Genomic DNA, 13601 nt, shown 5'->3' on the forward strand with positions numbered 1-13601 from the left:
GGCGAACTCCTGCGGCACCTTCGGGCGGAGACGGTGCAGGGCGCCCGGCGACGTTGCCGGACTGATGCACCCGAATGGAAGGAACCTAGGAACGCCGCGTTACACCGGTGTTTCCAAACCGCTAAGACCGTGTATTTCCATCTGGAAGGATCTAGAGCGAGCGCTGGAGCCGGCGGAGCCCGCCCGCCAGATTCTGCAGCCGGTCGTCGCCGAGCTCGGTCGCGATGGCGGATTCGACCCGGCGTTCCTCGGCCCGCAGCCGCTCGGCGACCGTTGTGCCGACCGGAGAAAGCGCGGTGACGACGCGTCGCCGGTCGTCGGCGTGGATCCGGCGTACGACGAGGCCGCGCTCCACCAGCTTGTCGACGTGACGCGTGAGGCTGGCGTTCGGAAGTACCGCCTGGGCGGCGAGTGTGGACATCGGCTGACCAGGCTCGTCGGCCAGCGCCGACATCACCCGCCACTGCTCCAGCGACAGGTCGAAGTCGGCCAGGATCGGCCGCAGTTCGTGCTCGATCCGGCGTTCGGCCTGCTTGAGCAGCAGGAGCAGACTGGCGGTCATCGTCCCTCCCCGTGTCTCACGTTCTGGTGAATATAGCTCAGAGCCCGGAGTACCGAGCAGGACTGAGCCACACTGTCCGAAAGGCTGAAGGAGGTCCGGCGTGCGCGAGCTGCTGTCGATCGCCTTCGTCGTGCCCTTGCAAGGACCGACCGGCATCTACGGCCCGTCCTGCCTGGCCTGCGGCCAGCTCGCCGTCGAGCAACTCAACGCCAGTCGCGGGATCGCCGGCCGCCAGGTCGAGCTGGTCCAGGTCGACGCCGGCCGGGCGCCTGAGATCGTGGCCGAGGAGGTCGGCCGGCTGGTGGACAGCGGTCGCGTCGACGCGGTCGCGGGCTGGCACATCTCCGCCGTACGGGTCGCCCTCACCCGGCGGATCGGCGGCAAGGTCGTCTACGCGTTCGCCGCGATGCATGAAGGCGGCGACGATACGCCGGGCGTTTTCATGCTCGGCGAGCGGCCGGTGAACCAGTTGCTTCCGGCAACACATTGGATCGGCGCGCAGCACGGCGTACGGCGCTGGGCGGTGGTCGGCAACGACTACATCTACCCGCGAGTGACGGCGGCGACGACCACGAAAGCCTTACAGGGTTCGGCTTCCTCGATCGTCCAGTCGGACTTCGTTCCGCTCGGTACCTCGGACTTCGGCCGCGTGATCCAAGGGCTGGAACAGGCCGACGTCGAGGGCGTGATCATGCTCCTGATGGGTCAGGACGCGGTCCACTTCAACCGCCAGTTCGCCAAGGCCGGCTTGAGCGACCGCTTACTCCGCCTCAGCCCGGCCATCGAGGAGAACACCCTGCTCGCTGCCGGACCCACCGCAAACAAGGGCTTGTATGCCGCCGCCGCGTACTTCGACGGCCTCGCCACCACCGAGAGCGGCGAGTTCGCCCGCGACTACTACGCCCGGTTCGGCACCTGGGCGCCGGCTCTCAACGCGGTCGGCGAGTCCTGCTACGAGGCCGTCCGCTTCCTTGCCCGGCTGGGCGAAATGGCCGGTTCGATCAGTATCGACGCGGTCTCCGCGCTGCCGACCGGCCACTTCTACGACAGCCCGCGCGGGCTCATGCGGCTGGACGGAAACCTCGTGGACCAAGACGTCTATCTCGCTTCGGCCAACGGTCTCGAGTTCACCGTCGAAGACCAGATCGCCAGGACCGGCTGAGCCATCCACAACCGGTGATTTCTCGGCTACTCTCGGTCGGATGTTGCAAGAACTCGCCAACTTGCTCATCCCCGCACCGGAGTTCTCGATCCGTCCGAACACGGTGCACGGAGACGAGATCGTGCTGCGTGGACAGCCGTTCACCGAGGACGACGGGGAGTGGCTCGACCGCTCCGTCGTCGAGGGATTGCTGCGCGATCCCGACGTACAGCCGGTCCTGATCGGCCGGTTCGAGGATCGGGGCGTCGGCGCCCACCGTTTCGACGGCCGGAGCCGGGTGTGGCGGCCGTTCGTGCTGGCCAACTACATCCGCGACGACGGATATCCGCCGGCCGGCTCGGACGAGTGCCTGGTCGCGTACCGGTGGACCTCGCCGACCGGTAAAGCCCTGCTGGTGTTCGAGTTCGACTGCTAGCGCTGCTGGAGATCCTTGAAGAGCTGGGCCTCGGTGCGGCCGAGTTGCGCGGTGAAGATCAGGTCGCGCTGGTTCTGGCTGAACCCCTGCCGGGCCAGTTCCTTGTAGACCTTGGCGAGCTTGGTCGCGCCGTACTTGTCGACGATGTAGTCGACGACGTACCAGCCGACCGGGTAGGAGCTCTTCACCGTGTCGTAGAACTGCTCATCGGTCGGCAGCGCCTTGAGCTTGCTGAAGTACTTCGAGCGGACCATCGTGCGGTAGCGGGCCAGGTCGAGGTCGCGCTCACCCTGCATCGGCAACTGCTCGATGTACTCGGCCGTGCCCTCGACCATCCAGACCGGCGCGTCGACCCCGTACTGCGCGGTCGCGACATGGGTGAACTCGTGCGCCAGCACCCGCGCGTCCAGCTCGTCGCGGTACCGCGGATTGACCACTACATAGGCGCCGCCGAACGTGCCTTCGCTCTGCACCTCGCCCGGCAGCGTCCGGTAGACGAACGTCGCGGTCGCCAGGAAGTCCTCGGCGTCCTTCGGCTTGGTGTAGTCGGCGATCCGGACCCTGCGGTCGTCCAGCGCGATGACCAGTCCGCCGCCGCGCCAGCTGGCCGACCAGAGCTTGTTGACGGCGCGAACGGCAGATTCGGCTTCGGTGAGGATCGACTTGGCCAGTTGTGCCTTGCCTTGTTCGACCACCACGAGGGCGCGGGCTGATCGGCGTACCAGCACGGGACCGACGTCCCAGGCCTCCTTGTGCGCGCCGAACGGCAGGGAGCTGTCCAGGTAGGTGTCGTTGATGAGCAGGTACCGCCCGCCGCGCTGGACGAACATGTAGCCCAGCGGGGCCTTCACCAGCCCGTCGTCGATGCCACCGATCTGGTACGACATCACCACGCTGACCAGGTAGGTCGTCGGCCCGTACTTGTCGAGCAGCCCCTGCTCGAACTGCGGCCGGTCCTGCAGATAGTCGAGCTTCACGAATCCGAACTGGACCAGATTCTCGAACAGCACCTTCTGCTTCGCCAGCAGCAGCTTGTTCTTCGGATCCACGTCAGCCAGGAACTGAGCCTCGTTGTTCTCGAGCACCGCCGTCGCACGGCGCTTCAGAATCGCATCCACAGCAGCACTCTGCGCAGTCACATCGACCTGTACTGCGGTAGGCCGCGGCGCACTCACCACCGCCACCGGCTCCGGCGTCCCGCTCCCGCGCGAGTGCAAAGCCACCCCACCCGCGACCCCGCCGCCCACGACAACCACCACCCCAGCGGCAGCCAGCCACGCACGCCGACCCATGATTTCCCCTCCCCAGGCCCCCCGGCCACGCTAAAAGCAAGCGCTTATCTGTATCACGAACCCCGCGAAGCCTTGAGCTCGGCGAAGATCTGCGCCTCGGTACGACCGAGTTGGGCGGTCATGATCGTGTCGCGCCGGCCCTGCGAATTCAGCTGCCAGGCCATCTCCTGGTGGAGCCCGACGATCTGGTTCAGGCCGTACTTGCGGACCAGATAGTCGACGGCGTACCAGCCGATCGCGTAGGAGCCCTCTTTGGTCGGGCCGAGGAACTGCTTGTCGGTCGGCAGCGCCTTCGCCTTGTCCAGGTACCTCGAACGCACCAGCTTGCGGTACTTCGCCAGATCGACAGCGGGCTCGCCGGCCATCTGCATCCCCGGACGTACTCGGCCATGCCTTCGACCAGCCAGAGCGGGGCAGAAGGACCGTCCGAAGCGGTGGCGACGTGGGTGAACTCGTGCGCCAGCGAGCCGGCATCGATCTGGCCGCGATCGCGCGGGTTCAGCACGACGTAGGAGCCGCCGAACCCGGCGTCAGCCCGGCGTACAGGTGTCGCCACCGCCGCGGTGTCGTTCCACACCGGCCCCTTGAAGTCGGTCGATCGCACCTTGGTGTCGTCGAGCGCGATCACCAGAGCACCACCCTTCCAATCGGGCAACCACCACCGGTTCACGGCTTTCAGCGCGACCTGCGCATCGGCGAGGATCGTCTTGGCGACCTCCGTCCTGCCCGGCTCGACGACGACGAGCGTCCGTGGACCTCGCTGAACCAGCACCGGGCCGGTGTCCCACGCCTCTTGGTTCGGGCTGTCCGGCTGGTCGGTGTCGAGATAGCTGTCATCGACCAGCACGTACCGTCCGGCACGCTTCACGAACGTGTAGCCCACCGGGGTCTGCGCCGGCAGTTCGTCGATCCCGTCGATCTGGTACTCCATCACCCCGCCCACCAGGTACGCCGTCGGGCCGTACTTGTCGAGCAGCGCCTGATCGTATTGGGCTTCGCCCTGCCGATAGGCGAGCTTGGAGAACCCGAACTGCACGAGGTTCTCGAACAAGACCTTCTGCGAGGCCCGCAGGTTCTTGTTGTACGGATCGATGTCGGCGAGGAACTGACCTTCGTCGTGCTGCAGGACCGCGGTCGCCCGGCGCTCCAAAACCGCCTCCACGGCAGCAACCTGCGCAGCAGCGTCCACCTGTACCTCGGCGGAGCTGCTAGCGGCGGCTCCATCCGCGGCGCCGCCGGCCACGATGGCCAACACCCCGGCCACCGCCACCCACTCGCGTAGACCGCCCAACGTTCGCCGACCCATCACTGCCTCCGCCTGTCCCGCCCCTGAAGCAAACGACCATGCTTACCACGGAACCATCGCCTTAGGCCTGTCGCTGCAGCTTGTTGCAATCGGCCCCTTGTCAGCCGACGTAGCCGTCCGGGCGGATCAGGAACTCGTCGCCGTCTCCGGCGTGGTAGTAGGTGAACGCCTCGGGCGAGGTGTAGGCGCCGGGCTGTGGCGTGTGGTTGATGGTGACGGCGTGCGGGTGGGTGCTTGTGGTGCTGGGGTTGAAGCGGAGCAGAGTCTCGTGTGGGCCTTGGAAGAGGGTGAAGAGGCGGGTTTGGTTGCCGTCGGCATCCGTGAGCGGTGAGTCGGGGGCGCGGTCGCCGGTGGTGAGCGCGGCGGTGGCGTCGGGGGAGCGGTAGCTGATGTCCAGCTGCTGAACCTCCTCGCCCCGGTCCATCGCGCTCTCGTCGCCGTCGATGTGCTTCTGCATCAGGTCTTCGCTGATACCCAGCACGCGCATGGCGTTGGTCCGCCGCTCCGTCTCGTATGTCTTCAGGACCTCCTCGCGCCCGTCGGCAAGCTTCCAGCCGAGGTTGTACGCATCCTGTACGCCGGTGTTCAGCCCCTGACCGCCCGTCGGCGGGTGAACGTGGGCGGCGTCCCCGGCGATGAACACACGACCGACCCGGAAGCGCTCGGCCAGCCGGATGTTGGGCCGCCAGACCGTCGACCAGGTGAGGTCGCGGAGCTTGGTCACGCCCTCACCGGCGTACCGGTCGACCAGGAATTGCAGGCCTTCCAGCGTCGTGTCGGCGTCGTTGGAAGCGAGCGGGGCGCCGAACTGGAACTGGTCGCCGCCCGACAGCGGGGTCAGGGCGATGCCTTCCATCGGGTTGTCCGGGCCGGCGAACCAGTATCCGTAGTCGTGGTCCAGCCCGTCGGCGGAGACGTCGCCGAGCAGCATCCGGATCGAGTCGTCCGTGGTGCCTTCGAAGGCGATCCCGAGCTGCTTGCGGACGGCGCTCTTGCCGCCGTCGGCGCCGACCAGGTAGTCGGCCTCGACCGTCTCGCCGGTCGACAGCTCGGCCACCACGCGGTCGTCGTACTGGGTGAAGCCGACCAGTGCGGTGCTGAGCACGACGCTGACGCCGAAGTCGGCGAGGCGGTTGCGGAGGATCGCCTCGGTGCGGGACTGGCCGAGCATCCAGGCGTTCGGGTACGGGCGGTCGGGGGTGGGGTCGACGGGGTCGGCCATCCGGCGTTCGCCGACGGGGTGGCCGCCGATGGTGATCTTCATGACCGGCAGCGGGATGCCCTGGGCGAGGACTTGGTCGAGTACGCCGAGATCTTCGAAGACCTCGAGCGTCCGCGGCTGCAGCCCGTCGCCGCGGGAGCCCTGGAAGAACTCGTCGGCCTTGTCGATCACCCGGACAGCGATGTCGCGGCGGGCAAGCTCGATGGCGAGGGTCAGTCCGGTCGGTCCGGCACCGGCGATCAGAACGGTCATCATGCTTCCTTCGCTGAATTATGATTCACTGAATGTAGATTCAGCTTGGACCTGACTAGGGTTCGTTGTCAAGGAGGAGGTGTCGCGGGTGACGAGCACACGCAAGGAGCAGGCGGCCGGGACCGAGGCGGCGCTGAAGCAGGCGGCCCGGGAGGTGTTCGCCGAGCGCGGCTACCTGAACACCAAGATCACCGACATCACCGCGGCGGCCGGGCGCGCGACGGGTTCGTTCTACAACCACTTCGCCGGCAAGGAGGAACTGCTCGAGGCGCTGCTCGTCGACCTGCTGGCGACGGCCGACCTCGCAGTACTGGGCGATCTGGCGCACGACGAGGACTTCAGCAAGATCTCGTCGGTCCGCTGGCACGTCGCCGCGTTCTGGAACTTCTACAAGGCGCACCTGCCGGAGATGATCGCCATCAAACAGGCGGCGATGGTCGATCCCGAGCTAGGCCAACGCCTCCAACGCATCATGGCCGACGACGACACCCACATGATCAGGCACCTCTCGTACCTGCCTCAGCCTCAGCCCGACCCGCTACTCCAAATCTCCGCCATGAACTCGCTCTTGGAAGGCTTCGCCTACACCTGGCTGGTCAACCCGCCTTCCGGTCGCACGATCCCGGACGAGGAAGCCATCGACCTCCTCACCAACCTCCTCCACCACGGCTTCGCCGGCCGCGCATGACTGCCCTCGACGCACCGGCCCGCCGCGCATGACCGAGCTTCCACCTGTTACCACCCATGAGTGGACGCATGTGCCTGATGCAGACCACATCGCGGCAATCCGCGCGGGCTCTGCCAGGTACTCCCGCGGCGGCCTCGCTCATCTCGTCCTCGAAGTCGTCGCCTACCCGGTCGACGAAGCAGAAGCCGGTACGACGGACCGCGTGCTCGTCACCCTGCACTCCGACGGCTCGATCTCGGTCGAGGACAACGGGCGCGGTACCAACGTGTACTTCGACGAGCACGGCAAACCGATGGTCAAGCCGATCATGGCGACCCGCGACGTCCGCTTCTTCGACAACCCTTCGGCCGAGTCACTCCCAGACGGCCTGCCCCGCACCGGCATGTCGGTCGTCGCCGCGCTGAGCAGCTGGCTCATCCACGAGAACCGTCGCTCGGACGGCGCCTGGACCCGCCGCTACGAGTACGGCCTCCCCGAAACCGCCCTGACCGAGGTCGAAGCAGGCCGACCCACCGGTACGGTCGTCCACTTCCGCCCCGACCCGGACGTCTTCGGCGATCAACCGCTGACCGCGGACGAACTCCGCCCCCTCCTGGCAACCTTCCCCACCGAGGCACGGCTGGAAGTCCGCTCCGCCTGACCCCGCGACCGCGCCGGCCGCCCCCGCTCCGCCTGACCTTGCGACCGTGCCGGCTGACAGCGCGCCGGCCAACCCCGCGACCGCGTCGGCTGACCCCGCGACCGCGTCGGCTGACCCCGCGACCGCGTCGGCCTGTCCTCCGTACGGGGTGGTTCTACTCGTCTGGCGGTGGTGGCTCTTCGGCGCCTTCGGCCTCGTCGCGGGCGGCCCACTCGAGCAGGGTGTCCAGGGAGTAGGCGTCGTCGTCGATGGTGGCGTGCAGGTCGCCGAGTTCGGCGAAGCGGGCGGGGACTGTGGCGATGGTGAAGGCTTTGGGGTCGACGTCGTCGATCTCGTCCCAGCGGATCGGGGTGGAGACGGTGCCTTCGGGGTTGCCGCGGACGGAGTACGCGCTGGCGATCGTGTGGTCGCGGGCGTTCTGGTTGTAGTCGACGAAGAGCTTCTTCGGGTCGCGGTCCTTGCGCCACCAGGTCGTCGTGACGTCGTCGGGGGCGCGGCGCTCGACCTCGCGGGCGAAGGCGAGCGCGGCCCGGCGTACATCCGAGAAGCCGTGCTCGGGCTTGATCCGCACGTAGATGTGGATGCCGGAGCCGCCGGAGGTCTTCGGATAACCGGTCGCGCCGAGATCATCGAGTACCTCATGTGCGACGTGCGCAACCCGGCGTACCCGGTCGAACGGGCAGTCGGGCATCGGGTCGAGGTCGATCCGCCACTCGTCGGGCTTCTCGGTGTCGGCGCGGCGGGAGTTCCACGGGTGGAACTCGACCGTCGACATCTGCACGGCCCAGGCGACGTGGGCGAGCTCGGTGACGCAGAGCTCGTCGGCGGTCCGGTTGTACCGGGGGAACTTGACCTGGACGGTCTCCATCCACGGCGGGGCGCCGTGCGGCAGCCGCTTCTGGTGGACCTTCTCGCCGGACACACCCGACGGGAAGCGATGCATCATGCACGGGCGCTCCCGCAGCGCGCGGACGATCCCGTCGCCGACGGACAGGTAGTACTTGACCAGATCGAGCTTGGTCTCCCCGCGGGCCGGGAAGTAGACGCGGTCCGGATTGGAGATCCGCACCGTCCGCTCGCCGACCTCCACCTCGACCGCCGGGGTCTTCGCTTTCGCCGCTTTCGACTCCGCCATACCGTCAACCTAACGGCCGGAACGGACATCAAGCATCATCATCGTCAGAAGTATTCGTTCCCGATCCATCCAGGAGACCACCGCCATGGCTCAACCCGTCGTCGAGATCCACATCCCGCTGGTCGAGACCCGCGTCCGCCTACTCGACGACCCAGGCTCCGAAGAAGCCCCCGAGCCCGGCCTGGAGGTCGAGTTCGGCTGGATCTCCGTCGTCGAGGACTACCTCGCCAAGCGCGAGGAATCCGGCGAGTTCGAGCTGTACGCCGACGGCGAGGAACTGGGCGGCGACTACCTCTTCTTCCTCACCGGCGCTGACGAGCAGACTCTGCTGGCCATCGCCGCAGACGTAGCCCGCCTCCCCGGCATCCCACCCGGCCCCTACGCCATAGTCACCACCGACGACTCCGACGAACCCGGCACAGGCCGCCACGAGCCCCTCCCACAGCGCTGACTCCTTACGTCCGAAGAACTTGCGGAACGTGTTGTCGGGTTCTTCGGACGTAAGGGAGGTGGATCAGGCGAGGCGGGTGAGCCAGTTGTGGGGGTCCGGGGAGCGGCCGTGCTGGAGGTCCAGGAGAGACTTGCGGAGGGTAGCGGTGACCGGGCCGACGCCGTGGTCCACCGAGTGGTCGCCGATCACCACCTCACCGCCATCCCAGGCCAGGCGCCCGATGGGGGTGATGACGGCCGCCGTACCGGAGGCGAAGACCTCAGTGATCTCGCCACTGCGTACGCCGTCGCGCCAGTCATCAGCCGAGATGCGCTTCTCCTCGACCTTGTGCCCGAGGTCTGCCGCCATCTGAAGCACCGAGTCCCGGGTGACGCCCTCCAGGATCGACCCCGACAGCTCCGGCGTAGCGATGCGGCCATCGGAGTACACGAAGAACAGGTTCATACTGCCGCTCTCCTCGATCCAGCGGCGCTCCACTGCATCAAGGTAGGCAACCTGGTCACACCCATTGGCCACTGCCTCAGCCAACGCAGCCAAGCTGGCCGCATAGTTGCCGCCGCACTTAGCCGCTCCCGTCCCACCCGGGGTAGCCCGGATAGACGTACTAGACAGCCAAATAGAGACCGGCTTAGGCCCAGTATCGAAGTACGCGCCAGCAGGTGAGGCAATAACCCCAAACAGCACCTCCCGCGCAGGCCTCACACTCAGCGCAGCCTCGGTGGCGATCATGTACGGCCGCAAGTACAAGCTGGTCTCCCCAGTACCCGCCGCCGGCACCCACGTCTCATCCATAGTCACCAACGCCCGCAGCGCCCCAAGAAAGGCCTCCTCCGGCACCACAGGCAACGCCAACCGCTCCGCACTCCGCTTGAACCGCCCCGCATTGACCTCCGGCCGAAACGCCCAAACCGACCCATCCTCATGCCGGTAAGCCTTCAGCCCCTCAAAGATCTCCTGCGCATAGTGCAGCACCGCAGCAGCCGGACTGACCTTCAACGGCGCATACCCCGTCACCTTCGCCCCATGCCACCCAAGCTCACTGGTCCAGTTGGCCACCACCATGTGGTCAGTGAACGCCTGCCCAAACCCAGGCTTGGCCAGCACCGCACCCCGAGCCTCAGCCGTAGCCGGATCGGCCCGCAGCTCGACCGCGAAGTCCCACGCGTCTGTCAATGTCGCCACCTGATTCTCACCCGTCACTCTCGGCACGCTACCCCTGCCACCCGCCATACCTCGACCCACTGCCCACACTGCGGCTCTCATACGGCCGACGCCCCAACAACTCCCGGAAGTCCCGCACCGCCCGCCGCGCAAGATCACCACCCCGTACTGCGCTCAGCACCCGTCCCGCCGTCTCATACAAATGATGGGTATGCCACTCATCCGGCAACTCCACCAACACCCGCATCCCCACCGCCAACCCAGCCGCGGTATCCCCATCCATCACCAAACACTGGGCGACCACCAACTCCAACTCAGCCCGCTCGCTAGCCCCAAACACCCCAGCCCCCAACGCCCGATCAAGAGCCAAATAGGCACCGAGCGTGTCGCCAAGAGCCGCGCACACCCGCCCCTCGACGCCATCAGCCCCGAACGCGCCCCACTCGAACGGCGAACTGCTCACCACCGAGCGACCCGGCAAGTCGGCCGTCACTGCGTGGAGGTCGCATACCGCCTGCCGTGCTCCATCTGCATCATGCAGCGCTGCGAGCACCCGGGCACGCGCAGCCAGAGCGCGGGCGACGTCAGCTGGTCGGTCGGCCAGCGCCAGCGCGTCATCGGCGAGCTCGAGGAGGCTGGGCAGTGGGCGCTGCTCGGCCAGCCCGCTCGTCGCCTCCCAGCTGCGCGCCACACCGGCCATCCGGCGCTCAGCGGAGCCGTCAGCGGTCGCGCGAGCGGTGCGCCACCAGCGCTCGGCCGAGCGCAGCCTCCCGAGCTCGGCAAGGGTCAGGGCGATCATGACCGCCAACTCGGCCGCTGGAACTGCCAGCGCAGCCGAACCGCTTGCCGCGCCGCTCCGCAGCAGTTGCAGATCCGCGGTGAGCTCGGGCAGACGCTCGGTCGGAGGAGTCGTGGCGAACTCGTGCGCATGGCTGGTCGCCACCGCCCGCCACTCCGCGACCTCCGTGCCTGGACCGAAGGACCCGGCCAGCTCATGTCGAACCGCTTCCAGCAACTCCACCCCGGTGGGCAACCTTCCAGCGCTTCGACCGCCCGGTACTCCGTCCGGCGCCGCAGCTGTCGCCTCGGGTGAAGAGAGCTCAGGCACCGGGCCGGGAGCGGCGGATGCCTGGGACCGCACGTGGTCGTCCTCGACGGCGGCGAGTGCGGTCGGGTGGGACTGTTCGTAGGCGGTCGAGAGTGCCGGGCTGGTGCCCAGCTCCCGGTCGCACAGGATGGCGAGATGGGCTGAGCCCGGGCGCCGGCCGCGCTCGACCTGGGATAGGTAGCTGTGGTCGTAACCCACCCTGGTGGCAAGTTGCCGCAAGCTCAGGGCGGCTGCTTGGCGGGACTGCCTTAACTGCACTCCGAACTCAGCCACAGGAATCCTCCCTGTTCGAGCTGCCGGTCTGGCCGGCTTACCGGTCACGCCTGGTGGTTGCGGTGCGTAGCGAGAACGTACAAGGCCCTACCGACAGAACCTGTCGCGGTGCCGCCAGAAGCTCAACATTGCAAGGCGTTCCGGATGCTCGGGGTACTGCGGGGCTGTGGGCGGCGGTGGTGACTGTGGGCTGTTTAGACAGCCCACAGCTCACACCTGGTGACCACACCCCATCACCTACGAGCCTCGGACCATGAGCACCCCGCAGCCAGAGCCAAGGCTCTTCCACCTGGTTCGCCCGTCCGGCTCCTCGCCGATGGCGGGGGCTGTGGTTGGAGCGTCGACTGGTACGCCGGGGTTGGTCACCGTCGCTGAGGGAGTCGAGTGGTCCGACGGCACGGTGACGCTTCGCTGGCGGGGGCGTTGGCCGGCGACGTCGGCATGGGAGGGCGGAATCGCCGCGGTCCTCGCAGTCCACGGCCGCAACGGCACCACCAAAGTCCGCTGGCTCCCAACGGCGCCGGCTGGTAGTACAAACTCCTCGACCTCACGAGCCGGTACTGCGAACGCCTCCACCAATCCGCCCGGTACTACAAACGCCTCCGCCACGCCGCCCGGTACTGCGAGCGCCTCCGCCACGCCGCCCGGTACTAGGAACGGTCCCTCCCTGGCGGCCGGTACTGCCGACTCTGTCCGGGCGCCCGAGTCGATGCTCACAGGGCTGAGTGGGTTGCGATTGGCGGCGGCTGGGGTAGATGGGAGGTGTGTTACGTGTGGGGGTGTTTGGCCTTGTCTGAGTTGTGGGCCGTGACGAGACAACGCTGTCAACCGGGTGGAGGGCGGTCTAGTCTGTGGTCCATCGTTGGAAATGGAACGTTCGAAGAGGCCGCAGTTGGTAGATGAAGTCGAGGGGCAGGGCGGGCCGTCTCCCGCTCGGCAGTCCATCCTCACCGATCCGCTGGACGAGTTGGATGCTCAGCTCAACCGGCTGCGTAGCGTTGCTGATGAGCTGCGGGGGTCGCGGGGGAAGCCGGTACTGGCGGGGGATCAGGTTGAGCTGATCGAGGACGGGCCGACGCTGCTTCGTACCTACGAACGGCTGCAGGAGGACGCGCAGCGCGAAGTACGGGTGCTGGATCGGCCGCCGTATGTCACTCCGCCGTCGTCACAGCAGCAGTTGGAGCTGGATCGGCTGCATGCGGGCGTGGGGTATCGGGCGATCTATGGCACGGAGGTGTTCGAGAGCCAGGACATCATGGGTGTGCTGCCGGAGCTGCAGTCGGCTGGTGAGGTCAGCCGCGTGCTCGCGCAGGTGCCGATGAAGATGGCGATCGCTGACGACGACACGGCGCTCATTGGGATGACCAAGCGGTCAGCAGGTGACTACCACCTGCTGATCCGCTCGTCCGGACTACTCGACGGACTGATCGCCACCTTCGAGATGCTGTGGGCCCTGGCGATCCCCATGCCCGCCCTCCCCTTCAACGGCGACATCGCCGGCCTACGCCCAGCCGACCGAGACATCCTTCTCCTCCTCGCCGGCGGAGCAACTGACGACAAGATCAGCCGCCACCTCCGCATCAGCCCCCGTACTACGCAGCGCCGGGTCCGAGCGCTCATGGAGTCCCTAGGCGCCCAGACCCGCTTCCAGGCCGGCGTACAAGCTGCACGCCGGCGCTGGATCTAGTACCTCACCAGCAGCGGTTGCGGGGTGGTGGCGGAGGTACTTGGCCCCACCCGTACTCGTGTTGCTGCGACCGTCTTGAGCCCACCCAACCACTGGCGAGTCGGGCCCGACGGGTATCAGGCTCGGTGGTGGCGTGGTGGTGGAGCACGGGGTGCGTCGCCCCACCCACCGCCAAAGGCTGCGAACCTCCTGCGCTAACCCGAACCGTCGGTGGCCGGGCCGGGGTGATTGGCCGGCCCGGGCCGGT

General features: G+C 67.4%; 14 protein-coding genes. 6 read left to right on the forward strand and 8 right to left on the reverse strand.

Annotated elements, in window-relative coordinates; genetic code table 11:
• Window positions 1-151: 151 nt before the first annotated feature.
• A complete protein-coding gene (locus ABD116_RS02635) occupies window positions 152-562 on the reverse strand; it encodes a MarR family winged helix-turn-helix transcriptional regulator (RefSeq protein WP_343964380.1) in 411 nt (136 codons plus the stop codon).
• 100 nt (window positions 563-662) lie between these two features.
• Between ABD116_RS02635 and ABD116_RS02640 the strand changes: the two genes are divergently transcribed.
• Window positions 663-1724 carry a substrate-binding domain-containing protein gene (locus ABD116_RS02640; RefSeq protein WP_343964382.1) on the forward strand — a complete coding sequence of 354 codons (1062 nt, stop codon included), beginning with the start codon at window positions 663-665 and terminating at the stop codon, window positions 1722-1724.
• 40 nt (window positions 1725-1764) lie between these two features.
• Window positions 1765-2139, forward strand: coding sequence for a hypothetical protein (locus ABD116_RS02645; protein WP_343964384.1), 375 nt, complete (start codon window positions 1765-1767; stop codon window positions 2137-2139).
• Here the strand turns inward: ABD116_RS02645 and ABD116_RS02650 are convergent.
• The 3 genes from ABD116_RS02650 to ABD116_RS02660 all read right to left on the reverse strand — a co-directional run bounded on the left by ABD116_RS02650 (window position 2136) and on the right by ABD116_RS02660 (window position 6211).
• A complete protein-coding gene (locus ABD116_RS02650) occupies window positions 2136-3431 on the reverse strand; it encodes a gluzincin family metallopeptidase (protein ID WP_343964386.1) in 1296 nt (431 codons plus the stop codon). The two genes, ABD116_RS02645 and ABD116_RS02650, sit on opposite strands and share 4 nt — an antisense overlap.
• Before the next feature lie 190 nt (window positions 3432-3621).
• The gene (locus ABD116_RS02655; RefSeq protein WP_343964388.1) at window positions 3622-4737 is read right to left on the reverse strand and encodes a hypothetical protein; all 1116 of its coding nucleotides are present in this window, start codon (window positions 4735-4737) and stop codon (window positions 3622-3624) included.
• A 100-nt stretch (window positions 4738-4837) separates the two neighbouring features.
• Window positions 4838-6211: an FAD-dependent monooxygenase gene (locus ABD116_RS02660; RefSeq protein ID WP_343964390.1), complete on the reverse strand. Its 1374-nt coding sequence runs from the start codon at window positions 6209-6211 to the stop codon at window positions 4838-4840.
• An 88-nt stretch (window positions 6212-6299) separates the two neighbouring features.
• Here ABD116_RS02660 and ABD116_RS02665 point away from each other — a divergent pair, with 88 nt between their 5' ends.
• Together ABD116_RS02665 and ABD116_RS02670 are read left to right on the forward strand one after the other, a co-directional pair.
• Window positions 6300-6899 carry a TetR/AcrR family transcriptional regulator gene (locus tag ABD116_RS02665; protein WP_343964392.1) on the forward strand — a complete coding sequence of 200 codons (600 nt, stop codon included), beginning with the start codon at window positions 6300-6302 and terminating at the stop codon, window positions 6897-6899.
• 70 nt (window positions 6900-6969) lie between these two features.
• Window positions 6970-7539: a hypothetical protein gene (locus ABD116_RS02670; protein WP_343964394.1), complete on the forward strand. Its 570-nt coding sequence runs from the start codon at window positions 6970-6972 to the stop codon at window positions 7537-7539.
• Window positions 7540-7693: 154 nt separating this feature from the next.
• Here ABD116_RS02670 and ligD read toward each other — a convergent pair whose 3' ends face one another.
• Window positions 7694-8674 carry a non-homologous end-joining DNA ligase gene (ligD, locus tag ABD116_RS02675; protein ID WP_343964396.1) on the reverse strand — a complete coding sequence of 327 codons (981 nt, stop codon included), beginning with the start codon at window positions 8672-8674 and terminating at the stop codon, window positions 7694-7696.
• Between the two features lie 85 nt (window positions 8675-8759).
• Here ligD and ABD116_RS02680 point away from each other — a divergent pair, with 85 nt between their 5' ends.
• The gene (locus ABD116_RS02680) at window positions 8760-9125 is read left to right on the forward strand and encodes a hypothetical protein (RefSeq protein WP_343964398.1); all 366 of its coding nucleotides are present in this window, start codon (window positions 8760-8762) and stop codon (window positions 9123-9125) included.
• A 63-nt stretch (window positions 9126-9188) separates the two neighbouring features.
• On the opposite strand, the gene ABD116_RS02685 is transcribed toward ABD116_RS02680, so the two are convergent.
• The 3 genes from ABD116_RS02685 to ABD116_RS02695 all read right to left on the reverse strand — a co-directional run bounded on the left by ABD116_RS02685 (window position 9189) and on the right by ABD116_RS02695 (window position 12384).
• A complete protein-coding gene (locus ABD116_RS02685; protein ID WP_425552050.1) occupies window positions 9189-10298 on the reverse strand; it encodes a branched-chain amino acid aminotransferase in 1110 nt (369 codons plus the stop codon).
• Between the two features lie 37 nt (window positions 10299-10335).
• Window positions 10336-11667 (reverse strand): helix-turn-helix domain-containing protein, encoded by a 1332-nt coding sequence (locus ABD116_RS02690; protein ID WP_343964402.1) that lies wholly within the window; start codon window positions 11665-11667, stop codon window positions 10336-10338.
• 237 nt (window positions 11668-11904) lie between these two features.
• Window positions 11905-12384, reverse strand: coding sequence for a hypothetical protein (locus ABD116_RS02695; RefSeq protein ID WP_343964404.1), 480 nt, complete (start codon window positions 12382-12384; stop codon window positions 11905-11907).
• 175 nt (window positions 12385-12559) lie between these two features.
• On the opposite strand from ABD116_RS02695, the gene ABD116_RS02700 reads away from it, so the two are divergent.
• Window positions 12560-13354, forward strand: a complete 795-nt coding sequence (locus ABD116_RS02700; RefSeq protein WP_343964406.1) for a helix-turn-helix transcriptional regulator — start codon at window positions 12560-12562, stop codon at window positions 13352-13354.
• Window positions 13355-13601: the final 247 nt, after the last annotated feature.

The organism is Kribbella koreensis (assembly GCF_039525325.1).
In the GTDB taxonomy this organism is placed as follows: Bacteria; Actinomycetota; Actinomycetes; order Propionibacteriales; family Kribbellaceae; genus Kribbella; species Kribbella koreensis.